Raw genomic sequence first — 22,633 nt, forward strand, 5'->3', positions numbered from 1 at the left:
CTCGATTCATCGATGTTATTGAGTCAATTTAGAAGCCCAGTCGAGCGGCACATCAGTGCGCTCCGCTAGAATGGCTCTGCGCAATGAGCGAGCTGATCAAAGCCGCCAAGATGTTCGCCAATAGCGGTCACCAGCGGATCGCCGTAGAGCGCAATCCAGCACTGCAAAGCCACGAGGCCCATCTAAAGTCCGTAGCCCAAATCGTTTCATCCGCCAGTGGGGATGAACAAATGATTGCCGCTGCGTGGCTGCACGATATTGTGGAAGACACCGGGGTCACGATTGATGACGTGGAGCGGCAATTTGGTGTTCAGGTCGCGAAGCTTGTTTACGAAGTCACCGTTGTCAGCGACCCTGCGCGTGGTCATCGCGCCGCCAGCTTTGCACTTTCCAAACAGCATTTCGCCAAGGTTTCTGATGCCGCAAAGACGGTAAAACTAGCTGATCTCATCGACACTAGTCGAGACCTCTACAAGAACGACTGGGCAATGTTCCGCACATACGCGGCAGAAGCGAATGAGCTGGCGCTTGTGCTTAACGGAGGCAATACTAGGCTTCTAACGAGACTGAAACGCGATCTGAATAAGTACGCTTCCAGCACTCAACCTGCCAGGTCAAGCCCACAGATGCCACAATCGCGGCGTTTTGAAATTCCCATCGCGACCTTGCGAGTGCTGGAGGACTCATTCACCGCGCAAGATATTACTCAACCTTTGATCACTTTTGATTCAAACCGCACGGCGACCGAGATTCTCGAAGCAATGACCGTAGCTGGCATTGAAGTCGCGGGACTCCAGCGAGATGGAACCCAATGGGGATTTGTGGAGATTGCCAGCTTGAGTAAGGGTGTTGGTAAAAGCTGGGGACGGGAGTTTGCGGCTAGCCAATTGCTTTATACAACAAGCACCTTCACGGATGTCATTGAAGTTCTGACACGACATGATTGGTGCTTTGTGACGGAACTAGGGAATGTTATCGGAGCAATCTCGCGAATTGATATACAAAAGCCGGTAGGGCGAATGTAGCTATTCGGAATTCTCACCTTTACGGAGCTTGAGTTTACAGAACGAATTAGACGGAAATGGACTGGCGAGAGTTGGAGCAGGCTCTTGTCGCAGCAAAGAATGGACAAAGCCAGACAGCTCCTCGCCGAACGTGAACGTCGTAAGGAGAAGTGCCATCTGATCGATTGTCTTCAGTTAGCCGACAAGATAGAGATCCTCATTGCAGATCCGTCAGAATTGGCTGCTATCGGCATTCCCAGTCAGAGTCTGGCGCGGCGAGTCGGCAGGCAGATTGAGAGTTTACGTAACAGCCTGGCGCATGCGCAAAGCTTTGTTGAGCAGGATTGGCCGCAAATCGTCCGCTTGACCAGGCGCATTCACAAGATGTCGCATGACTTGTAGTTGAACCGAACCTCGGAAGATCGGCTGGTTTTGGATGTCACAGCTTTGGTCCGATTTACCGGGAGTCACGAGCGACCCCCATTACAAATCCGGGTTGGGTCCGATTCCGCAATTGTCATTTGTCAATGGGGGGTATATGATATGCTCCATTAGGCCCCATAAGGGTGCCATCTGCGGGATAAGCTGTTGATTCAAAACAGCGTTGATTGCAGCATCATATTGCCGCCTTTTCTTGCATTTGATCGGCTGTATGCCGTTCCCCTTGATAACAAAATAGCGATTAGCTTCTATATCTCTCTCTATTGGTTACCAATATGGAATCAAAGACAAAGCCTTGGCTAAGGCCCCCCTATCGTAGCCGGGAAAGTGATGGCCTGTCCGGCATGGCAACAGCGAAAATCAATCTCAGGCAGAGTGCACATGACCCCGGTCGCAATGAATACGACGTTCAAGTGTTCGGAGATGACTTCCAATCTCAAGTGAAGGGCGGCTCGTACCAATCGCTTGAGGATGTGTTCGACATTGCATTCAAAGATCGATTGACCAAAGCTGCCAAATTACGAATCCAAAGCTTTCTCGATGCAGGTTTAGAGGCGCGCTCGAATCTTGCCGAAGACTATAAAGCGTGATACGAAGCAGTCCCGGCCGATTAGTTAGCGTTGCAATGAGGTGCGGCATGCCGTAACCGTCAATACGGCTTTCCACGGAACCTTAGTCCCGGCCAGTTCGTTTCCCAGGTCGGTGCTCTACTAGGTGCTGCATTGTGATAAACCACTTATTCCACTCCGGGTCAGTTGTCTGTACTCAACGAATTTCACGCTTCAAGGTGCCCGCCTGTAGAGTCGGTCCGAACAATTTCGCCCCCGCGCAATTGTTGGGAGGAGCATCGTCGACGACGAGCACAAGCTCTCTTTAGCCATGTTCGATCATCTTTCAGCTTCCCAACCTACTTCCGTTCGAGGGCGAACTGGATTCTGGATTTGAGATAATTCCGAACTACTTGATCGGGTGCGTAGCAAAATATTGCTCCAGGCCGGCGGCCACATCATTCGCGGCCAACTGAACATTCCTGTCTAGAGCCGCGACCACATCCGGAACAGTCTTTGCACTTACCGGCTCATCGTGCGTGTAATACCGTCGCCACACTGTTGCGCCGGTTTGCGTATCACTCAATTCGAGATCCATCGTAAGTCTCGCTACCAGGTTGCTGCCGGAATCATGTTCCGCAAACTCATATAAGCGTCCGTGTAGAGCGTAATCGCCGCCGGCCTTTCCTTCGGGGGTATAAACACCCGAGTAGTGCCCGGAAGCCCTCAATTCCCCGAGGAAAACCCCCTGGATCAGCTCTGAAGGAGGCCCTACCCACCGCTCGTATTCATAGGTCCCCATCTGTTGGTTGCCGACACTGTAGACGAGGCGCCTGTCGCGATAAAGGGTCGAAGCCAGCAGCCGTCGAACTACGATCGTCACGGGCACTGGCGGCGTCGTTGTTGCCGGAGCGATCACGCCAGGGAGACTAAGTTGGTAGTACTTGATCGGACGCGACGCCCCGCCACAGCCGCTGAGAATTCCAAATGCCGCGACAGCCAGCGCTGCTCCCGACCTTCGGCCGATTCGTCGACGCATGGCTACCATTGTTCCCCTTGGATTACTCTTACGATCTGCCTTGATATCGGCGTTCACGACGATCATTTCGGGTCTCCTGGCTTTCGGTCGCGCGGGCTGCTTGAACGGATCAACTGGGATGGTCGATTCCTGAGCGAATCGCTGAGCTGATTCAGGTTCTCGGTTGCCTGACGAATATTCTCGAGCGTCTCATTAATGTTGTCTGAGTTCACTTCGAGCGTATGATCCAAACGATCCGCGACGCTGTTCATCGTCGCTAACGACCTGCGCAATTCAAGGATCGCCTGACGAATATCCGGGCCGTTCTGTCCTATCAACGCGTCGACATGATTGATAGTTTTATTTGCCTCGTCGGAAGTCTCCCGTAAATTCTGAAGCAACGGATCGAGCCTTTGGCTGGCCGCATTCAGGTTTTGTAAGGCCGACTTAACCTGCGCGCGGTTTTCAGCGATCATGCCTCTTGCCCCGGCGATGGTTCCGGCAAGATTTGCGCGGTTCTGATCATTTAGAAGATCGTTCACGCGGCTGATGGTTACCTTAAAATCTGCTGTGCGGTCGTTGAGAGACACCAGGAGCCGCTGAGCATCTGGAGCGAGATCGTTGATCTTAGCCGTCAAAGCGTTGAAGTCGACGTAAGGATCGGATGTCAGCAATGATCCGGCTGGAGCCAGAGCAGCGCTAGTGCTGCCCGGCACAATTTCCAGATGATTGTCCCCAAGTGGACTGAGGCTCTCGATTTTGACGTGGCTGTCAGTTTTTACCGGCACGCTCCCACTCACGCTGAAGACAACGTCAATGAGGGAAGGATCATTGGGATCGATTTGTATATGTTCTACTCGGCCGGCCTTCGGGCCTCCTGAATAGCGAACCGTCGCGCCTTCTTCCAGTCCGCCCGCGAAGGCAAACTTGGCATGATACTTAGTCGCCGAGCGGTTGAATAGTCCGCTCAGAGTAAAGACAGTGACCAGAAGCAACGCCGCGGCAACGAGGACAAACAGTCCCACAAACACCTGCTCACGTTTTCCATCCATCATGCACCTCTCTTGTCGCCCGACTTGGATCCCGGTCGATTGTCTTCGGTGAGCATTTGCAGATAATCCATTTCCTCCGACACGTCTGGGTCAGGGGCACGATTGAGAAACTGGCGTACGCGCGGATGGATGCTGGCACGCATTTCGTCCATCGTCCCAATCGCCACGACGTGGCCTTTGTCCACGACAACCGCGCGATCTGCTATGAGGAAGGCGCTTGCCAATTCGTGCGTAACCACGACGATGGTCATATGAAAGGCTTTTTTCAGCTTCAGGATCAGCTCGTCAAGCCCGGCGGCGATGATCGGGTCCAGCCCAGCCGACGGTTCATCAAAAAACAGAATGTCCGGATCCATTGCCATGGCGCGAGCGACCGCTGCTCGCTTCTTCATTCCGCCGCTGAGCTGCGATGGCATGTAATTCTCGAAGCCTGACAAACCCACCTGCTCCAGCTTCAGCCGCACGATGATCTCGATCGTCGATTGTTCCAGCTTCGTGTGTTCGCGAAGAGGCAGGGCGACATTTTCACCAACCGACAAAGAACCGAATAGCGCTGAGCCCTGAAACGACATGCCGAGCTTTTTCCGAATCTGATCCATTTCAGTTGCTGAAATTGCCGCAATATTCTTTCCTTTCAGCCAGATTTCGCCGGATGTCGGCTTCTCCAATCCCACAAGTGTGCGCAATAGCGTGCTCTTGCCGGAACCCGAGCCTCCAAGAATGACCAGTGTTTCTCCCCGCTGCACGTCAAAGGTGATTCCATGCAGAATCTCTCGCGTGCCATAGCTTACGCGGAGGTCTCGCAGAGAGATCATCGTTTCCGTGGATGGACCAATCTCATCGACCTGTTGCATGACAAATACTGTAGTTCTTACTGGGGGCCCATAAAGAAAAAGATTGCAGTAAAGATTACGTCTACCATGACAACAAGAAAAATAGACATGACGACAGCCCGGGTGGTCGAGCGTCCGACCTGTTCGGCCCCGGCGCCAGTCGACAATCCTTCGTGACAGCCTATAGCGGCAATCGTAACTCCAAACATAAGACTCTTAATCAGACCAGTCATGATGTCGCGTAAGAAAAGCGCGTCCAGTGAGGCCTGAATATAGCGTCCAACTGTAAAGTCCGCTTCTGCCACACCAAACACTGCTCCGCCAAGTATGCCCATGAAATTCGCCCAGATCGTCAGGCAAGGCACCATAACTATCATGGCGATAAATTTTGGAGTCACCAGGAACGGAACCGGACCGATCGCCATGGTCGTCAAGGCGTCAAGCTCTTCGGTGACCTTCATGGTTCCGATTTCGGCAGCAAACGCTGATCCTGAACGACCGATCACGAGAATGGCAGTGATCAGTGGACCAAGCTCTCTCGTCATCCCCAGAGCAACCGCGGTCGCCACCAGATTCAGCGCGCCAAAAGTGCGGAGTTCGTATGCGCCTTGAAGTGCCAGGATCAACCCAATAAAGAATGTGATGAGCGAAAGAATCGGAAGCGCACGCACGCCTATTTCCATGGCTTGGGTTACGGATGATTGAATACGTAGCGGCTTACCCCTAAAGGGACCTATGAAGGTGAAATAAGCTGCGCGGCCCGAGAGCTCTGCGAGTGCCCCCACATACTGGAGACCTCCAGATACAGTGCCACCGACTTGAGCTAATAATTCTTCCATCGTCATCTCGAGAGCAGCCGGATGTTTGAGAAGGCTGCCAACTTATTCCGCAATGGCCTGCTCTTCGTTGTCGTAGATTTCGAAGACTTTCACCAGCTTGGAGAGTTGCATCACTTCGCGCACCATAGTGCTTAGGCCGAAAAGAGCAAAGCGTGTTCCGGCATCCCTCGATGCCTTGAGGCCTTCGATAAGTGAGGCAATCCCCGAACTGTCGATGTACCTTACAGCGTTGAGATTGAGAACGACACGGGGCGTCTTAAGTTCCTTTATCTCGCGCAACAAAGCAGTTCTAAGTTGCGGCGAACTCGCGAGGTCTATTTCCCCGGAAACGTCAATCACCACCAGCCCTGTAGAGCGGCGCGTATTTAATTGCACACCACACCTCCTTCCGCTTCCTGCCGCGGTTCTGCCTGTCTCAGAAACTTCACAAGGTGTAGACGGTTCGTTCCCTTCTGGTGGCGGAACCGCACACTGTCCATGCTTTCTCGAATAAACTGTAATCCCAGGCCCCCCGGACGTACTTCGTCGAGAGGGCGGCCACGCAACTCTTCAGCCTTGACTCGCACGCCTTTGTCCTTGAGGACAATCTCCAGAGCATCTCGAAGAACGCCGTTGTCGAGCAGTTGGCTGTGGCGACAGTCAACCTCAATCGGTTGATCGATCCGTCCGTGATAGGCGTGGCGTATCACGTTGGTCATCGCCTCGTCCACCGCAAGCACCATCGAACGAACCTCCTCAGGCAAAAACCCAGCTGATTCCCCGAGCTGTCCCAAAGCCGCCCGTACGACGCAGAGCATTCTTGGGTCGCTCCGCAATTCCATTTTCAGCAGTAGGCTGTTACGGCTCACGTCAGAACACTCCAAATCTATGACGATCATTTCGGGAATCGGCACACCCTGCTTCGCGATAGATCAAGGAATCGTATTGCAGGCGCATCAGGTGTGTTGTCTCTGTGCGTTGTACTTGAGAACAGCCGGCCCTTCCGTTCTTAAACAGTGCATTTGCGCTAAAGCGCAGTAACCATTCGAAAGGATCCAAGAGCCCTTCGGGGAAGCCACGCTTCTGGCTGCATGTTACAGACAGGATGGATCTTGGGAAACTGATAAATATGCTAGGTGCGATAAGGAAAAGCGACAGGTCTGGAACGGCAGTCTGGCTTATGTTCGGAACAAGATGGCGCGAATCGTTCGGGATACCATTTTTAGTGTCTTTGGCTCCGTCGCTTGCTTTGCCTTCGGATTGAGAAATTCGAATGCTTGGTCAGTTGGAACAAGGTGAATAACACAATCTGCTCGCTGTACAGCCACGCACTCCAATCTTCCTCACACAGCGTTAGGATGCTAGACTTGAGACCCTTACCACAAACGCTCCTGATATAAGGTTTCGACAAGATGCCTATACCGCCTCGGACACACGGAGCACTTCAAATAAAGCTTCGTGAGTCGTTACTCACCCGCACCGTGGTGCTGCCGATCCAGCGCTTTATTCACATTCAGGGAATCAGCAGCTTCCTGTTGCTCGCAGCGGCAATTGCCGCTCTGGCTTGGGCCAACTCTCCCTGGCGCGACTCCTATCATCACGTTTGGGAAATGGAACTTACACTTTCAAAGCTTCGCTTGCCTGTACATGATTGGATCAACGATGCTCTGATGGCCATATTCTTCTTTCTCGTCGGAATGGAGATCAAACATGAAATAAAGCATGGGGCGCTCGCGGATGTGCGCCGGGCTGCCTTACCATTGTTCGCCGCAGTCGGCGGGATGCTGGTGCCCGCTCTGTTATTTACGCTTTTGAACAAGGGCAAGGTGGGCGAACACGGCTGGGCCATTCCGATGGCTACGGATATCGCATTCTCGCTCGGCGTGCTCAGCATGGTAAAAGGCATTTCGCCGAATCTGAAGATATTCTTGCTTTCTCTCGCCATCGCCGACGATATTGGCGCGATCGCCGTAATTGCACTCTTCTACAGTGGATCGCTGGATAGAAAATCTCTCTTCGTTGCTCTGCTTCTGCTGGCCGTTATCTTTGGCATTCAAAAGATTGGAGTGAAGCAGCCAATCATTTATTCGCTGCTCGGCGTAGGAGTATGGGTCGCCATTTTGCGGTCCGGACTTCACGCCACAATTGCAGGCGTGATCCTCGGATTCATGGTTCCTACCACGCGGGGTTTGTCCATGTCCGACTTTCAGGAGATCGCGTCCGACATGCTTGACCGATTCAGAACTGCTTTGTCTGACGGAGACGACAAAACAGCAGAACATCTGCTTGGCGCCTTCGAGGAATTGATACAGGGAACCGAGTCCGCAGCAGAACGTCTTACCCGTTTGCTGGAGGACTGGGTTGCGTTTCTGGTACTTCCCTTGTTTGCGTTGTCGAATGCTGGAGTTACGTTCTCCGCGGGAGCATTCGGCGATTTGCTTACAAGCCGTCTTGCCTGGGGAATTATTCTCGGATTGGTTGTGGGAAAACCGGTCGGCATCGTTGCGTTCTCGTGGCTGGCGATTCGCTGCCGTCTTGCCTTTCTTCCAAGTCACGTTGCATGGCGTCAGTTGTTCGCTGTTGGTCTCCTGGCCGGCATCGGTTTTACAGTCTCGATCTTTATCAGCTCCCTTGCATTCGATGAAGGATCCCAACTGTTGAATGCCAAGACTGCGGTTCTGTGTGCCTCACTGGTTGCGGGCTTGCTGGGATATTTCACTCTGCGCGTCAGGGCAAAATCAGACACGATAGAAACAACAGTAGATCGGGGCGCATGATGTTGAAGAGAGAGAGTCTGACCTTTTCTCCAAACCAAAGATAATGAAGTAGCTGTCACGATGGCGGTCCTTCTTATCAATGAATTCGTTGGAGAGTCGCGGGTACGAAGTAGTTATTGCGCCGAGCTTCAGTCTTACCGGTACTGAGAAATGCCGATGTTGTTGGCGAACTGCTGCGCCTTCCGCGCGAACTGAAGCTTATTGCTGCCAGCCTCCTCCAAGAGCGTTATAAAGCTGTACCAGAGCCAGCCGTTCGCTGAGTTGCGCCTGCGCCAGGGAAATTTCCGCGTTGAAATGACGCGTGTCACTGTCGAGGACTTCGAGGTAGCTAGTGACACCTCCATTATATTGAAGGTTCGCGAGCCGGACCCCATCCTGGGCCGCTGCCGTCAACAATTCCTGCTGCGCACGAAACTCCTGATTCTTCCGGTACGCAATCAGCGAATCTGAAACTTCACGGAACGCTTGCTGGATGGACTGCTGATAGAACAGAACGGCTTCCTGCTGTTGCGCCTCGGTCAACCTTACATTGGCGCGTAGTTTTCCTGCAGTAAAGATAGGTTGCGCGAGCTGTGCGCCGAAGGTCCACAGACCTGCCGGCCCGGTAAACAGACTCGTGAGGGCTGTGCTCTGGTAGCCGGCTACAGCGGTCAGACTAATGTCAGGAAAATACGCCGCCTTCGCCACACCGATCTGCGCATTCGCTGCAACCAGTTGTTGTTCGGCCGATTGCAGATCAGGTCGCCGCTCCAGTAGCGAGGAAGGCAATCCTGCAGGAACAACCGAAGGAAAATGGTTTTCAACAAGAGGCTTTCCGCGCGTAATGGGCTTCGGGTTATCGCCTAAAAGAATGCTTATGAGGTTTTCCTGCTGCTCAATGCTCCGCTCCAGGGCAGGAATGTTCTCCGCCGCAGCGTAGACCAGTTGTTCGGACTGACGAACATCGAGCATGGAGGTCGTGCCGCCGCTTTCCCGTATCCGCACTAAGCGCAACGACTCGTTGCGGGAGACGAGTGCATTTCGAGAGATTTGCATTTCGGCATCGAGTTCAAGCAACTGGAAATACGCTGAAGCTACGTTGCTGACTAAGCTCCAGATCACAGCCTTCCGACCCCACTCCGTGGCCAGAAGGTTAGCGCGTGCTGCTTCAGTGGCCCGGCGATATTTGCCCCAGAAATCCAACTCCCAAGCCAGAGAAAGGTTTACCTGGTTAGAACTGGTATTTGTTGCCGACAAGAGCTTCGTCTGAGGAAGACGGGTGTTGGCCGCGCTCGCACCACCGTAGATGGCCGGAAACTGATCCGCACGGGTAATGCCCAGGGAGGCTTGCGCTTGTAATACACGGGTCGCAGCAATTCGCACGTCATAATTCTGAACGATTGCTTCGCGGATCAAAGCTTGCAAGGACTGGTCGTCAAAAACGGTCCACCACTTTTCGTCAGCGATGGATGCAGTGGTCTGCGGCGCAGCGTCCGGAGCGAGCCCGCGGTAGGCATCAGGAGCGGCAATCGTTGGACGCTTGTAATTGGGACCGACGGTGCATCCGGTCAGGAATATAAGGGTGATCGCAACGAGCCGATGTCTGGCGATCATGGCTAGTCTCCCTCCGTGTGCGAGACGGCTGGCAACCCAGCTGGCGGCGTTTCTTTCTTCCCCCAGTGCGACAGCCGTTCCACAACTTCGAACGAGACGGGTATGAAGAAGATAGCCAGGACCGAGGCCGCTAGCATGCCGCCGATCACCACGGTTCCCAGCACACGGCGCGAAACTGAGCCCGCGCCGGAAGCCACCCACAACGGCACGCAACCCAGAATGAAGGCAAATGCGGTCATCAGGATTGGCCGTAACCTCAGCCTTGCGCCGATCAGAGTCGCTTCGATGAGCGGCGTGCCCTTGTCGTACTCAAGCTTGGCAAATTCGACGATGAGGATGGCATTTTTTGCCGACAGACCGATCAGCATGACCAGCCCAATCTGTGCATACACGTCATTGTCCAGGTGGCGGAAGTAGAGTGCAAGGAAAGCCCCGAAAACCGCGATGGGCACCCCCAGCAGCACGCTGAAAGGCAGCGTCCAGCTTTCATATTGCGCGGCCATGATGAGGAAGACGATGAAGAACGCCAGGCCAAAAACGACAGCCGGCGAAACACCTTGCGCGGCCTTCTGCTCCTGGTACGACATGCCCGAGTAGTCGAAACCCATCTGGCTGGGCATTGTCTTATGGAAGACATCCTCCAACGCCGCCATAACCTGACCGGAGCTGTAACCGGGCGCTGCCGAGGCATTAATCTGGATGCAATTAAAGAGGTTGTAGCGCATGACAAATTCCGCGCCACTGCGTGGATAGGTAGTTGTCAGCGTACTCAATGGGACCATGTCGCCTGAGGCATTCCTGACATAAAACTTGCCGAGATTTTCTGCCTGGGTTCGAAAGTCGCCATCGGCCTGAACATACACCTGCCACTGCAGGCCGAAGCGGTTGAAGAAGTTCACCAGTGAACCGCCCATAAACGTCTGCACAGTCTGGTACAGATCGCTCAGCTGAATCTGCTGCGTCATCGCCTTGGCGTTGTCGACCCTTACTCCGACCTGGGGGACACTGAGCAGCGCCGTGGACAATACTCCCGACAACTCAGGACGCTTGCGAAGCTCGGACACAAAGATTTGAGCGTTTTTTGCAAGAAAATCAATGCTGCCGCCGGACCTGTCTTCGAGAATGAAAGTGGCGCCTCCCGAAGTGCCTACACCCGGGATCGCGGGAGGCGGAAACGAGAATGCAAGCCCCTCTGTGCGTTGACCGAGTACCCGTTGCAGATGCGCCTTAATTCCGTTGTAACTCTCTTCCGGAGTCTTGCGTTCCTCCCACGGTTTCAGGGAGATGAAGAAGAAAGAGCTATAAGTAGCGTTGACGCCGCTTAACATGCTGTATCCCACAACCGAACTGACATACCGAACGCCGGGCGTCTCCATGATGGCTTTCTCGACTTGCCGCGAGGCCTCCGACGTGCGTTCGAGCGACGACGCGTTGGGTAACTGCAAGCCGCCGTAGAGATATCCCTGGTCTTCATCGGGGAGAAAGCTTCCTGGGATCTGCTTGCCGAAGAAACCGGCACCCACGGTGAGCGCGGCAAGCAGGAGAAAGGACAGGCCGGCCTTATGGATCATATGCCTGCATACATTCACGTAACCGTCAGTGGCGCGCCCGAAGACACGGTTGAACCAGCGGAAGAAAGCGCCAAGCGGCCCACGTGCAGGCTTCTTGGGTCGCAACAGCAACGCGGAAAGCGCAGGGCTGAGGGTGAGGGCGTTGAACGCGGAGAAGAGCACCGAAATCGCGATCGTAACCGCGAACTGCTTATAAAGCTGGCCGGTGATACCTGGAACGAAGGCCGTGGGAATGAACACTGCGGCCAGAATAAGTGCAATGGCAATTACGGGTCCGGAGACCTCCTCCATCGCCTTGAGGGCGGCGTCGTGGGGTGACAGCCCATGCTCGATATGGTGTTCTACTGCCTCCACGACAACAATCGCATCGTCAACGACCAGCCCAATCGCAAGGACAAGTCCGAAGAGCGAAAGGGTATTGATGGAGAACCCAAGCATAGGAAAGACGACAAAGGTTCCGATCAACGAAACGGGGACGGCGAGCAACGGAATCAGCGTTGCTCTCCAACCCTGGAGGAAGATGTACACGACCAGGATCACAAGAATAAGAGCTTCTCCCAGCGTGTGGTAAATTTCATTGATGCCAGCGCTGACGGCGAGCGTCGTATCGAGGGCGACAGTGTAATCCAGGCCCTGGGGAAATCTGCGGCTTGCCTCCTCCATCATCTTGAGTACAGCGGCTCGCGTCTGCAGCGCATTGCTGCCCGGAGTCAGGTAGAGCGCGATGAGCGCTGCGGGCTGCGCAGGTTTCCCCGACCCTGCCACTCCCATACGCGCGAGAAAGGAATAATATTGCGATCCCAGTTCCACGCGAGCCACGTCCTTCAACCGAAGGATTGAGCCGTCAGGTTCAGCGCGGACTACGATTTCGCCAAACTCCTCAACGGTGGGCAGGCGCCCCGGGGCGCGCACATTGTAAGTAAATTGCTGACCGGAAGGAACGGGCTCACCGCCAATCTGGCCTGCGGGATTGACTTTGTTCTGGGCCTTTACGGCATTCGTAATATCAGTTACCGTCACCCCCAGGCTCGCCAGCTTATCCGGGTTTACCCAAATGCGCATCGCGTAAGGTCCTGCGCCGAATATCTGTACCTGCCCGACGCCTGAAATGCGCGTCAGCGCGTACTGCAAATTGATGGTGGCGTAGTTGGCCAGAAAGATGTTGTCATACGTGCCGCTAGGTGAGTAGAGATTCAGCAGCATGAAGGGTGCGGTCGTTCCGGGCTGCACAATTACGCCTTGCTGCGTCACCTCGGAGGGCAGTTGCGAGTTGGCCTGTCCGCTCCGCATCTGCGCCAGAATCTGGTCGGTATTGGTATCTGTCCCCAACTGAAAGTCAACGTACAGGCTCATTCCACCGCCGGAGCTGGCACTCAGCGAATACATGTAGTTCATGCCGCTGACGCCTGACATTTGCTGCTCGATGGGTGTTGCGACCGACTCCGCAATCGTTTGAGCATCCGCGCCGGGATAGGTGGCCTTTACCTGGATCATCGGGTCGGCGATATTAGGAAACTGTGCTGTGGGCAAACCGAGCATTGCGACCACGCCGACCAGCACCATCAGGATGGAAATGACCATCGCGACGATGGGGCGATTGATAAAGAATTTCGCCATGGTCAGTTGCTCCCGCCCGCTTCCGCGGCTGGAACGTAGGGCTTGGCATTGACGGGGATGCCTTCCTTTGCCAGTTGGGGCGCAGCGGCAGCGAACATTTGTACCCTCTCCGTGCCTTCAACCACAACTCGCTCGTCGGGTTTTAATCCTTCGGTGATGATCCAATTCGGCCCTACGCGATCTCCCACCTTGACGGGTCGAAACACCGCCTTGTTATCAGGCGTGACCACAATAAGCATGTACTGCGATTGCACTTCGATTACGGCCGGCTGCGGAACCAGCAATGCATTCTCGCTATCACCTATCTTGATCCGGATGCGGCCAAAGCCACCCGGACGAAGAGTAGCGCCTTTGTTGGGAAACTCGGCGGCCATCTGGATGGTGCCCGTTCCTGTACCGACCTGCCGGTTCACATAGATGATCCTTCCCTTCTCGGGATAAGGAACGTCGTTAGACTGGATGAACTCAACCGGCATAGGCGGACGCGAACCGCTGCCGAGCTTTCCAGTAATGTAGGCCGTTACTTTTGGAGCAAATTTTAGAAAAAGGCTTTCGCTGGGATTGAAGTATGCCCAGATTGGATTTACCTGCGAAATGGTCACCATCTTCGTGCCGGTTCCAACCAGGTCGCCGATCTGGGAACTCGATACTCCGGCGATACCTTCAATGGGGGAGTAGACTTTTGTCCAGGTAAGATTCAGCTCCGCATTCGCCAGGCTAGCCTTCGCGGCTTGCACCTGCGACTTCATGGCTTCCTGGTTGGTCAGATCGGTATCGAGGTCCCTCTGCGCGATCGCTCTTTGAGCTGCCAGAGGAGTATCGCGTTGGACATCGTTGCTGGCCTTGGCGAGATTGGCTTCGGCGATGCCTACCTGCGCTTTGGCCTGTTCCACCGCGGCCTCGTACTGTCGCGGGTCGAGCGTAAATAGAAGCTCACCTTTCTTGACGAAGAATCCGTTCTGATAATTCTGCTGCAGCAGGTAGCCCTGCACTTTGGGAGTGATATCGACATTCACGGGGCCGTTCAGCTGTGAGACCCACTCGCCATAATTCGGAACATTCTGCTGGATGACTGTCGCCACCTGGACTTCGGGAGGAGTTGCCTTGGGAAGTTCCGGCTCCTTTGCACAGCCGACGAGCGTCACGAATATGAATGCTCCGAGGGTGACTAAACTCCAGAGCGCATTCTCCGCCAAAGGGATTGCGGTCTCAAGTTGTTTCGAATCTGCCGTGTATAGCCCATTCAGTTGAGATTCGCGCTTGGTCTGCATTGACACACTCCTCGTTGACCTGCTCCCGAGGATGCCGAACCTATGCAGAGGTTTCCTTCACGCATGGCAAGTTCGACAATTCAGGAGATAGCCACCAAACGGCTGCCTACGCAGCTAAGGTATGCTGGTACGCCGTCATAGCAAACTGGCAGAAATGACAGTCTGCGCGTCCGACTGTCAGTCGACAACTTAAATGTTGCGTGTTATTTGAGCATTTTTCGGGCTGACTTTCGTAGGGGACAAGCGTTCAGGCTGAGATTCATGTCAACCATCGTGAACGCAGTCGCCCCGAGCATTCGGTACATTTGATATGCCCGTGCTATACAAATGAAGTCGAACGATATTCTCTTCTTCCGACCAAGCAGAGCCGCCAGAAGCGCTAACGTAGCCATAGCTATGGCATCAGCCCTTGCTCACGATGGCTTTTATCGCTAAGAATATTTTGTCTTAGCGGGTGGCACACGCCAGCACTTTTGTTAAGGCGCCGGCCGTGTCCTCCATGTCGCGTTCTCTGAGAGTGGGATGGACTAGAAACATCAGCGCGGTTTCACCCAACTCTTTGGCGACAGGAAGCCTTTCGATTGGCCGAAGGTCCGCAGGAAAAGCTCGTTCCAGGTATATCTCGCTGCAACTCCCAACAAAACAAGGTACGCCTTCCGCATTGACAGCATCCACTATCCGCTGCCGACTCCAGTCCTCACGTAAGTATTCTGGCCGCAGGAAAACATAATATTTGTAAAACGAGTGCGTCAGATGATCGGGCGGCGTAATTACGCGGAGGGCCGGGATCTGGGAGAAACGCTCCGTCAATATCGTAGCCAGTTTTTGCCTCGTCAGAATGGACTGAGGAAGCTTGCGCAACATCACACGGCCCATGGCGCTCTGCAGTTCCGTCATTCGCCAGTTGCTGCCAAAGCTTTCGTGCAGCCATCGATATCCAGGCGGATGATACCGATGATATACAGCCTCATAGCTCTTGCCATGATCTTTGAATGCCCACGCGTGGGACCAAAGATCAGAATCGTTCGTCGTCAGCATGCCGCCTTCGCCGCCGGTGGTCATGACCTTGTCCTGGCAGAACGAGAACGCATTTGCGTCGCCCATGGAACCTACGGGGCGCCCTTTGTAAGTAGCTCCGGGTGCTTGTGCGCAGTCTTCAACGATCTTTAGGCGATATTCGCGAGCAAGATCGAGAATCGGATCCATATCGCACGGCCATCCCGCAAGGTGCACGGTGACAATAGCGCGAGTGCGCGGGCTGAGAACAGGCCGAATGGTATCGGCTGTGATATTTTGCGAATCGCGGTCGACATCGGCGATCACCGGCTTTGCTCCGCGCATGACGGCACAACTGGCGGAGGCAATAAATGTACGACTGGGAACGACGACTTCATCCCCGGGACCTATGCCGAGTGCCTGCAATGCAAGTTCCAGCGCAACGGTGCCGTTGGCCACCGCAATTGCATGCTTACACCCTGTAAAGGCAGAGAACTCCGCTTCGAATTGCCTGCCTTCGTCTCCGGTCCAGTAATTGACTCTGCCTGATTCGAGAACATGTGTAGCTGCAGCTATCTCTTCCGGAGTGAAGGATGGCCACGGAGCAAATGGATTTTTGCGAAGAGGTTCGCCACCTTCGATTGCCAATTGAGTTTCAGTCAAAATATTTTATGGATTACCTCCGACATCGCGACGGAAGAAGGTCTGACAACTCTTTAGTTAAAAAATAATCACCATTTCATCAGTACACGCCAGTAGCTCCAACTGGCGCGATTCTAGCGAAGGCATAATCAAAGGGACGCATTCATCGTTCCTTTGAAGGACTCATACCCCTGCCCATTCTGATGGCAACGTGCTCAAGATTCTTCTCATTAAGTTGATCGGCGGTAAAAGCTCCGTTTGCTTGGATGATCCGGGCGATGCAGCCTGTCCAACCCGTTTGATGGCTCGCGCCGATACCGGCGCCGTTGTCGCCATGGAAGTACTCGTAGAAAAGGATGTTTTCTCGCCAATGGGGATCAGTCTGGAATTTTTCTGTCCCTCCAAACACAGGCCTGCGCCCGGCACTGTCCTTGACAAATGTGCCAATGAGCCGTTCAGCTAACTCCTGGGCGGCCTCGAACAAAGTCAGGAGTTTTCCCGAACCGGTCGGGCACTCCACCTTGAACGAGTCGCCGTAATAGGCACCCAACCGTAGGAGGGAGAGATAGAGCAGGAAGTTCACCGGCATCCAGACTGGCCCCCTCCAGTTGGAATTCCCGCCGAACATCCCGCTGTCCGAGTCGCCTGGCAGGTAGGAAACGCGATACTCCTGGCCGCTAAGGCCGAAAACGAAGGGGTGGTCGAGGTGATAACGCGAGAGCGCGCGGATGCCATGCGGACCGAAGAATTCATTTTCGTCGAGCATTCTCGCCAGAATGCGGCGCAGCTTGTCTTCGTTCACAGTAGCGAGCATGCGCCTGCCTGCGAGACCCGGGGTGCTTGGCATATGAAGGTTCGCTTGCAGTTCGGGATGGCGTTCCATAAATTCCCGGATACGTTTCCTGGCTGTCGGTAACTTCTCGAGAACGTCTTCCTCAAAGATCGCGACCGCGGCCAGCGGCAAAAGACCGACCATGGATCGCACTTTTAGGCGGACGGCCTGACCATTGGGTAAACGAAGCACGTCATAGAAGAAACCATCCTCTTCGTCCCACATCTTATCTTGACACTCGCCCATGCGGTCCATCGCTCCTGCGATCCACATGGTGTGCTCGAAGAACTTGCTGACGAATTCCTCGAAGGCCGGGAAATGCAGCGCGAGTTCTACCGCAATACGCAGCATCTGCTGACTGAAGAACACCATCCATGCAGTCCCGTCCGCCTGTTCCAGATATCCGCCTGTGGGCAGCGGCGAGCTGCGGTCGAACACACCAATATTGTCCAGACCAAGGAAACCGCCCTCGAATACATTGTTTCCCGAACGGTCCTTGCGGTTGAGCCACCAGGTGAAGTTGACTAACAGTTTGGAGAATGCGTAGACGAGGAACTGGAGGTCTCCCTCACCATTGTTTCGCTCCTTGTCCGTCAGGTAAATCTGCATGGTGGCGTATGCATGCACTGGCGGATTGACATCGCTGAAATTCCACTCGTAGGCAGGCATCTGCCCGTTGGGGTGAAGATAATCGTTGCGGAGTATCAGGTCGAGTTGCGACTTCGCAAAATCTGAGTCCACCTGTTGGAACGCCAGCATGTGAAACGCGAGATCCCATGCTGCATACCAGGGGTACTCCCACTTGTCCGGCATGGAGATGATGTCGTCATTGTCCATATGGAACCACTCGCTGTTTCGCACCTTCTGGCGTGCCTCGGCGGCTGATCCTGGTCCGACATTATGTTCCTTCAGCCACTTGTTGAGATCGTAATAGAAATACTGCTTGCTCCAGAGCATGCCGGCCAACGCCTGCCGCATAACAAGAGCACGATCCGGATCGGCCATGACTGCGGGCGGCGTGATGCTTCGGTAAAATTCGTCCGCCTCTTTCTTACGTTCGGCGAAGATCTCGTCGAAATCGTTGAAGGGCTTTTCCGGTACATCCCGAAGCGGGTGTGCTAGCCTCAGACGCACAACCTGCGTCTCTCCCGGACCGATGTTCAGTACGTAAAGCGGACATGCCTTGGTCCCCGTCCTCGCCGGGTTTACCGCCTGAGTATTGCCATTCACGACGAAGTCGTTGATGCCATCCTTGACATAGGGCGAAGCATTCTGGCCGCCGAACAGTCGCGCGTTGTTGGTCTCGTTCTCGGTGAACAGAAGCGGTGGCGCCCCCTCGCAGTAGAGCTTGTAGTCGAGAAACGATTCGTGAGAGACCAGTTCGCTGTGATGAGTCGAGATCACGCTCACACCGTTCATTTGCTGCTCTGCCAGAATAGGTTTGACGGCGTCCTTTTCCCATGACCAGGTATTGCGGAACCAAAGGGTCGGCAACACGTGCAGCGTGGCGGCTTCAGTGCCGCGGTTAGCAACGCTGATTTTTATGCACAAGTCGTCCGATCCGGCTTTGGCATATTCAACAAATACGTCGAAGTAACGGTTCTCGTTGAAGACGCCGGTGTCGAGCAACTCATACTCCAGCGCCTGGCGTCCGCGATCGCGATTTGTCTCAATCAGGTCCAAATATGGATACGCCGCCTGCGGATACTTGTAGAGGTACTTCATGTAGGAGTGTGTGGGTGTGCTGTCGAGATAGAAGTAGTACTCTTTCACGTCTTCGCCGTGATTGCCTTCGCTGTTCGTCAATCCGAAGAGACGCTCCTTAAGGATCGCATCCTTGCCGTTCCAGAGAGCCAGCGCGAAGCAGAGAATCTGGTGATTGTCGGAAATGCCTGCCAGACCATCTTCACCCCAGCGATACGCTCGCGACCTCGCCTGATCGTGCGTGAAGTAATTCCAGGCGTTCCCGTCCTCGCTATAGTCTTCTCGCACGGTTCCCCATTGCCGTTCACTTAGGTAGGGACCCCACTTCTTCCACGAGATCTCTTTCGAGCGGGCTTCATCCAGTCGGCGCTGTTCCTTGGTCATCGATCTCTCCTCTGGCGGTCGCCCAATTCAAAACGCCAATTCGATCGGGCAAGGCAGGAGCCATTATTTCCCGATCTGCCCAAAGATCGCAACAAGGGGGGGATGAATATGTTCGATGATGGATTCGACGAATTCTGCCCATTCGGTCGCGGGTCATTGTTCCCCATCTCCTCATCCGTAGCCACCTTTAGTGTGTTCGACTGACTTCGCCCCTTCCATGGCGGACTCGACTTTTCATTCCCAGATTCAATCGATAGATCAATCAGAAACAGGTAGAGTGATGATGCATTTGGCTCCGGCTCGCGTCTTTTCATCAAACCTGATATCTCCCCCATTCGATCGATGACAAGCTTCGCAACAGAGAGGCCCAGGCCGGATCCGCTCTTCGAAGAGACACTTTCCGCGGTACTGGTGAAGAAGCGTTCAAACACTCGCTGATGATCGTCAGACGCAATTCCGGGACCTTCATCCTGGAAAGCAATGAGCAGCATAGGAGCAGGAGCTTCTGAACGAGAGTAGGAGATTGTCAGGGTTGAGTTATTCGGGGAGAATTTGAGGGCATTGTGAAGGACATTGAGAAATGCGGTACGCAAGAGACTTCGATTTGCTTGTACCTTTGCCAGTCCAATCAATTCACTCTCGCGGCTGACGGAGATATGACGTTCCTCCATGGTGACTTCGAGCAAGCTCAAAACTTCATCTACAAGTGCTGAGACTAAAAGGATGGTCCTGCATTTGCAGACCCCGTCTATCCATCCCTGCGCATCGCTATCGACCGCATGCGTGCCAGCGAGCTTAGACTGACCGAAAAAAGAGGTGGTCTCAAACCTCATTACGGCGCTTACTTCCAACCAGATGATTGCTCCAAGCATCTGGATCGATCTGAACAGCGGCAACAACTACTTTCTGACCGTAATGTACAGGGAAGGTCAGGAAGTTATTCGACGACTTCCGCGCAATCCGGTTGCATGGCAAAAATGTGACGCAGTCGACCCGACTCGATATCACTGGGTGCTCGCTTGGTCCAAGGTGCCGCAAAACGATCTATTTTGGATCGAAATGGATTGACAATGAAATAATATGACGATAGTGTGTCATTTGGCTGTCGGCAAATGCATACTTCAAAACAAGAATTAATTTCCGATATTATCCGCAAAGCCCTCCGGAATTGTCTCGAGGCAAATGAAAGTGGGCTTCCTCATAGTCATGAACCTGTCGAGCTCTTTCATTCGTCGGTTGCGACTGAGATCAAAGAAGAGATCATACGGGCCGGGAAAAAGCTCTGGGAACGGCAATATGTGGATGGCAATGGCGGCAATATTTCCGCACGGCTGTCCTCAAAGTACGTCATTTGCACGCCAACTCTTTGCAGCAAAGCCGATCTCACGATGGATGACTTTTCGCTGATCGATATGGAGAATCGTCAGATTATTGGAACCAGGCCGCAAAGCAGTGAAATGCTTCTCCATCTCGAAATCTACAAGACAGTGCCGATTGCAAATGCCGTTATTCATTGTCATCCGCCTTATGCCACAGCTCATGCCATTGCGGGCGTTGTCCCTCCGGGTAACCTTGTACCGGAGCAGGAGGTATTCGTCGGTCCGCTTGCTTTGACGCCGTACGAGACTCCGGGCACGATGGAGTTTGCACGTACTATTCTTCCGATTGTGAAACAGCACAACACCATTCTTCTTGCGAATCACGGCGTCGTTTGCTGGGCTGATACGGTGACTCATGCAGAGTGGTATGTCGAGGTTGTGGATACCTATTGCAAGACTGTCATGATCGCATCGCAACTTAAATCTCCGCTGCCGGAGATCCCGCCAGATAAAATCGCTGATCTGCTTGCCATCAAGCGGCGGCTTGGTCTTCCAGATGCGCGCCTTCCTTTGCCCCCCGACAGCACTACAATATTCGAAAGTGATACAGAAAGCGGCTGCTCGCTGTCTTCAATTCAACCGACGAAGGAAGAGGTCGAACAGCTTGTCGCCTCATTGGCTGCCCAGGTACGTGCCTTCATCGAAAAGGGTGCATGATCCACAAAGCGAAATTCATAGCTGCTGACCTGGGAGCATCCAGCGGCAGAGTGATGGTCGGCCAGTGGGATGGCAAACAATTTTCGCTTGAAGAGTTACACCGCTTTCCCAATGGCGGAGTAAGCCTCGATAGCGGCCTTTACTGGGATGTGCTGGGAATCTGGAGTCATCTGCAGGAAGGCTTGAAAAAGTATCACGCCCGCTATGACGATTCGCCGGAAGGCATCGGCATCGACGCGTGGGGCGTGGACTTCGGCCTTCTCGATAAGCGCGGTCGCCTCATCGGCAATCCGGTTCATTATAGAGATGGAAGAACGCGAGGCGTGGTCGAGCGCTTTTTTCAGTTATTCTCTGAGCGCGATACGTTTTCGGCGACTGGCACGCAGACGATGGCTATCAACACACTCTTTCAGCTTTACAGTATGGTGTTGGAAAGGGATCCTCAACTTCAACAGGCTGACACCCTGCTCATGATTCCGGATCTGCTGCTATATTTTTTGAGCGGTGAAAAGAATGTTGAATATACCGAGGCGACTACGACGCAGCTATACAGCTTCTCGAAGAGTAGTTGGTCGGAAGAGATTCTTCTCAAGGCTGGTATCCCGACGTCGCTTTTTCCACAAGTAATCATGCCGGGCACGATTGTTGGATCAGTGAGCAAAAGCGTGCTGCGCGATTGCGGCTTTGTGAGCCCGATTCCGGCGCTTTCCGTAGCTTCACATGACACTGCAAGCGCTGTGGCGGCGATTCCTCATATGGATGGAGACAGCGTTTTCATTAGCAGCGGAACATGGAGCCTTGTTGGAACGGAGATAGCCGAGCCCAACCTCTCCGAAAACGCAAGAGAATTGCACTTTACCAATGAAGGCGGCGCCGATGGCAAAGTGCTGCTGATGAAGAATGTGACCGGATTTTGGATTCTGCAGGAGTGCATGCGTCGCTGGAAACTACAGGGTCACGACTTCGGGTGGGCTGATATGATTCGTGCGGCAACTGCGGCAAAGCCTTTGCGTAGCTTTTTCGATCCAGATGAGGAATGCTTTCAAGTACAGGACGACATGCCCAAAGCTATCCAGGAATATTGTCGGGCAACGGGACAATTCGTGCCAGACAGCGTTGGTGAGATTGCGCGGAGTGCCTTTGAAAGCCTGAGCCTGAAATATAGATCCGTTATTGAGCAATTAGAGCTTCTCATTCAGAAAAAGATCGCAACGATCCGGATTGTCGGGGGCGGTTCGCTCAATACGTTTCTCTGCCAGATGACGGCGAATGCCTGCAATCGGCTGGTCATAAGTGGCCCTGCCGAGGCGTCTGCACTCGGAAACGTAATGATGCAAGCGGTCGCCACCGGGTATCTGCCACATTTATCGGCAGCCAGAGTTGCGCTCGCAGATTCCGTTCAGTGTTGCTCATTCGAACCACATACCAGCGATGCCTGGGATGAAGCCTACATGCGATGCGAACATTTGCAGAAGGATATGACCCGAGAGAATTAA

The 22,633-nt window shown here is 53.9% G+C and carries 19 protein-coding genes; 7 read left to right on the forward strand and 12 right to left on the reverse strand.

Features of this window, described 5'->3' with window-relative positions; translation table 11 throughout:
• The first annotated feature begins 83 nt into the window (after positions 1–83).
• The 3 genes from GSQ86_RS21240 to GSQ86_RS21250 all read left to right on the forward strand — a co-directional run bounded on the left by GSQ86_RS21240 (position 84) and on the right by GSQ86_RS21250 (position 2,035).
• On the forward strand, positions 84–1,025 hold the full coding sequence (locus GSQ86_RS21240; protein WP_158752155.1) for an HD domain-containing protein: 942 nt from the start codon (positions 84–86) through the stop codon (positions 1,023–1,025).
• A 99-nt stretch (positions 1,026–1,124) separates the two neighbouring features.
• Positions 1,125–1,406, forward strand: a complete 282-nt coding sequence (locus GSQ86_RS21245; protein WP_158752156.1) for a hypothetical protein — start codon at positions 1,125–1,127, stop codon at positions 1,404–1,406.
• A gap of 383 nt (positions 1,407–1,789) precedes the next feature.
• Positions 1,790–2,035, forward strand: a complete 246-nt coding sequence (locus GSQ86_RS21250) for a hypothetical protein (protein WP_216841242.1) — start codon at positions 1,790–1,792, stop codon at positions 2,033–2,035.
• 367 nt (positions 2,036–2,402) lie between these two features.
• Here GSQ86_RS21250 and GSQ86_RS21255 read toward each other — a convergent pair whose 3' ends face one another.
• The 6 genes from GSQ86_RS21255 to GSQ86_RS21280 form a co-directional block, all read right to left on the reverse strand.
• The gene (locus GSQ86_RS21255; protein WP_216841243.1) at positions 2,403–3,032 is read right to left on the reverse strand and encodes an ABC-type transport auxiliary lipoprotein family protein; all 630 of its coding nucleotides are present in this window, start codon (positions 3,030–3,032) and stop codon (positions 2,403–2,405) included.
• A gap of 62 nt (positions 3,033–3,094) precedes the next feature.
• Positions 3,095–4,066, reverse strand: coding sequence for an MlaD family protein (locus GSQ86_RS21260; protein WP_158752159.1), 972 nt, complete (start codon positions 4,064–4,066; stop codon positions 3,095–3,097).
• A complete protein-coding gene (locus tag GSQ86_RS21265) occupies positions 4,063–4,917 on the reverse strand; it encodes an ABC transporter ATP-binding protein (RefSeq protein WP_158752160.1) in 855 nt (284 codons plus the stop codon). Before GSQ86_RS21265 ends, GSQ86_RS21260 begins: the two co-directional genes overlap by 4 nt.
• 17 nt (positions 4,918–4,934) lie before the next feature.
• Positions 4,935–5,735 carry an ABC transporter permease gene (locus GSQ86_RS21270; protein ID WP_216841244.1) on the reverse strand — a complete coding sequence of 267 codons (801 nt, stop codon included), beginning with the start codon at positions 5,733–5,735 and terminating at the stop codon, positions 4,935–4,937.
• A 42-nt stretch (positions 5,736–5,777) separates the two neighbouring features.
• Complete coding sequence (locus tag GSQ86_RS21275) at positions 5,778–6,110, reverse strand: STAS domain-containing protein (RefSeq protein WP_158752162.1); 333 nt, start codon at positions 6,108–6,110, stop codon at positions 5,778–5,780.
• Complete coding sequence (locus GSQ86_RS21280; RefSeq protein ID WP_158752163.1) at positions 6,101–6,583, reverse strand: ATP-binding protein; 483 nt, start codon at positions 6,581–6,583, stop codon at positions 6,101–6,103. Before GSQ86_RS21280 ends, GSQ86_RS21275 begins: the two co-directional genes overlap by 10 nt.
• 543 nt (positions 6,584–7,126) lie before the next feature.
• On the opposite strand from GSQ86_RS21280, the gene nhaA reads away from it, so the two are divergent.
• Complete coding sequence (nhaA, locus tag GSQ86_RS21285; RefSeq protein WP_158752164.1) at positions 7,127–8,491, forward strand: Na+/H+ antiporter NhaA; 1,365 nt, start codon at positions 7,127–7,129, stop codon at positions 8,489–8,491.
• 198 nt (positions 8,492–8,689) lie between these two features.
• Here the strand turns inward: nhaA and GSQ86_RS21290 are convergent, their stop codons facing one another.
• The 6 genes from GSQ86_RS21290 to GSQ86_RS24030 form a co-directional block, all read right to left on the reverse strand.
• Positions 8,690–10,084, reverse strand: a complete 1,395-nt coding sequence (locus GSQ86_RS21290; protein WP_158752165.1) for an efflux transporter outer membrane subunit — start codon at positions 10,082–10,084, stop codon at positions 8,690–8,692.
• Between the two features lie 2 nt (positions 10,085–10,086).
• Positions 10,087–13,272: an efflux RND transporter permease subunit gene (locus tag GSQ86_RS21295; RefSeq protein WP_158752166.1), complete on the reverse strand. Its 3,186-nt coding sequence runs from the start codon at positions 13,270–13,272 to the stop codon at positions 10,087–10,089.
• 2 nt (positions 13,273–13,274) lie between these two features.
• Positions 13,275–14,543 carry an efflux RND transporter periplasmic adaptor subunit gene (locus GSQ86_RS21300; protein WP_158752167.1) on the reverse strand — a complete coding sequence of 423 codons (1,269 nt, stop codon included), beginning with the start codon at positions 14,541–14,543 and terminating at the stop codon, positions 13,275–13,277.
• Positions 14,544–14,990: 447 nt separating this feature from the next.
• A complete protein-coding gene (locus GSQ86_RS21305; RefSeq protein ID WP_158752168.1) occupies positions 14,991–16,202 on the reverse strand; it encodes a DegT/DnrJ/EryC1/StrS aminotransferase family protein in 1,212 nt (403 codons plus the stop codon).
• 142 nt (positions 16,203–16,344) lie between these two features.
• A complete protein-coding gene (locus GSQ86_RS21310; protein WP_158752169.1) occupies positions 16,345–19,101 on the reverse strand; it encodes a glucosidase in 2,757 nt (918 codons plus the stop codon).
• A complete protein-coding gene (locus GSQ86_RS24030) occupies positions 19,098–19,973 on the reverse strand; it encodes a sensor histidine kinase (RefSeq protein ID WP_371720729.1) in 876 nt (291 codons plus the stop codon). Before GSQ86_RS24030 ends, GSQ86_RS21310 begins: the two co-directional genes overlap by 4 nt.
• Between GSQ86_RS24030 and GSQ86_RS22890 the strand changes: the two genes are divergently transcribed.
• Genes GSQ86_RS22890 through GSQ86_RS21325 form a run of 3 tightly spaced genes read left to right on the forward strand, consistent with a single transcriptional unit; the run spans position 19,918 to position 22,633 of the window.
• A complete protein-coding gene (locus tag GSQ86_RS22890; protein ID WP_174239995.1) occupies positions 19,918–20,169 on the forward strand; it encodes a hypothetical protein in 252 nt (83 codons plus the stop codon). The two genes, GSQ86_RS24030 and GSQ86_RS22890, sit on opposite strands and share 56 nt — an antisense overlap.
• Positions 20,170–20,213: 44 nt before the next feature.
• A complete protein-coding gene (locus GSQ86_RS21320) occupies positions 20,214–21,137 on the forward strand; it encodes a class II aldolase/adducin family protein (protein ID WP_158752171.1) in 924 nt (307 codons plus the stop codon).
• On the forward strand, positions 21,134–22,633 hold the full coding sequence (locus GSQ86_RS21325) for a rhamnulokinase family protein (RefSeq protein ID WP_158752172.1): 1,500 nt from the start codon (positions 21,134–21,136) through the stop codon (positions 22,631–22,633). The genes GSQ86_RS21320 and GSQ86_RS21325 overlap by 4 nt, the downstream gene beginning before the upstream one ends.

Origin of the sequence: Acidobacterium sp. S8 (genome assembly GCF_009765985.1) — a bacterium.
GTDB lineage: Bacteria > Acidobacteriota > Terriglobia > Terriglobales > Acidobacteriaceae > Alloacidobacterium.

Bases quoted from the DNA above. Each gene is read 5' to 3' on its own strand.
- GSQ86_RS21240 (WP_158752155.1), top strand. From the start codon at position 84: ATGAGCGAGCTGATCAAAGCCGCCAAGATGTTCGCCAATAGCGGTCAC.
- GSQ86_RS21245 (WP_158752156.1), top strand. From the start codon at position 1,125: ATGGACAAAGCCAGACAGCTCCTCGCCGAACGTGAACGTCGTAAGGAG.
- GSQ86_RS21250 (WP_216841242.1), top strand. From the start codon at position 1,790: ATGGCAACAGCGAAAATCAATCTCAGGCAGAGTGCACATGACCCCGGT.
- GSQ86_RS21255 (WP_216841243.1), bottom strand. From the start codon at position 3,032: ATGCGTCGACGAATCGGCCGAAGGTCGGGAGCAGCGCTGGCTGTCGCG.
- GSQ86_RS21260 (WP_158752159.1), bottom strand. From the start codon at position 4,066: ATGATGGATGGAAAACGTGAGCAGGTGTTTGTGGGACTGTTTGTCCTC.
- GSQ86_RS21265 (WP_158752160.1), bottom strand. From the start codon at position 4,917: ATGCAACAGGTCGATGAGATTGGTCCATCCACGGAAACGATGATCTCT.
- GSQ86_RS21270 (WP_216841244.1), bottom strand. From the start codon at position 5,735: ATGGAAGAATTATTAGCTCAAGTCGGTGGCACTGTATCTGGAGGTCTC.
- nhaA (WP_158752164.1), top strand. From the start codon at position 7,127: ATGCCTATACCGCCTCGGACACACGGAGCACTTCAAATAAAGCTTCGT.
- GSQ86_RS21290 (WP_158752165.1), bottom strand. From the start codon at position 10,084: ATGATCGCCAGACATCGGCTCGTTGCGATCACCCTTATATTCCTGACC.
- GSQ86_RS21295 (WP_158752166.1), bottom strand. From the start codon at position 13,272: ATGGCGAAATTCTTTATCAATCGCCCCATCGTCGCGATGGTCATTTCC.
- GSQ86_RS21300 (WP_158752167.1), bottom strand. From the start codon at position 14,543: ATGCAGACCAAGCGCGAATCTCAACTGAATGGGCTATACACGGCAGAT.
- GSQ86_RS21310 (WP_158752169.1), bottom strand. From the start codon at position 19,101: ATGACCAAGGAACAGCGCCGACTGGATGAAGCCCGCTCGAAAGAGATC.
- GSQ86_RS24030 (WP_371720729.1), bottom strand. From the start codon at position 19,973: ATGCTTGGAGCAATCATCTGGTTGGAAGTAAGCGCCGTAATGAGGTTT.
- GSQ86_RS21320 (WP_158752171.1), top strand. From the start codon at position 20,214: ATGCATACTTCAAAACAAGAATTAATTTCCGATATTATCCGCAAAGCC.
- GSQ86_RS21325 (WP_158752172.1), top strand. From the start codon at position 21,134: ATGATCCACAAAGCGAAATTCATAGCTGCTGACCTGGGAGCATCCAGC.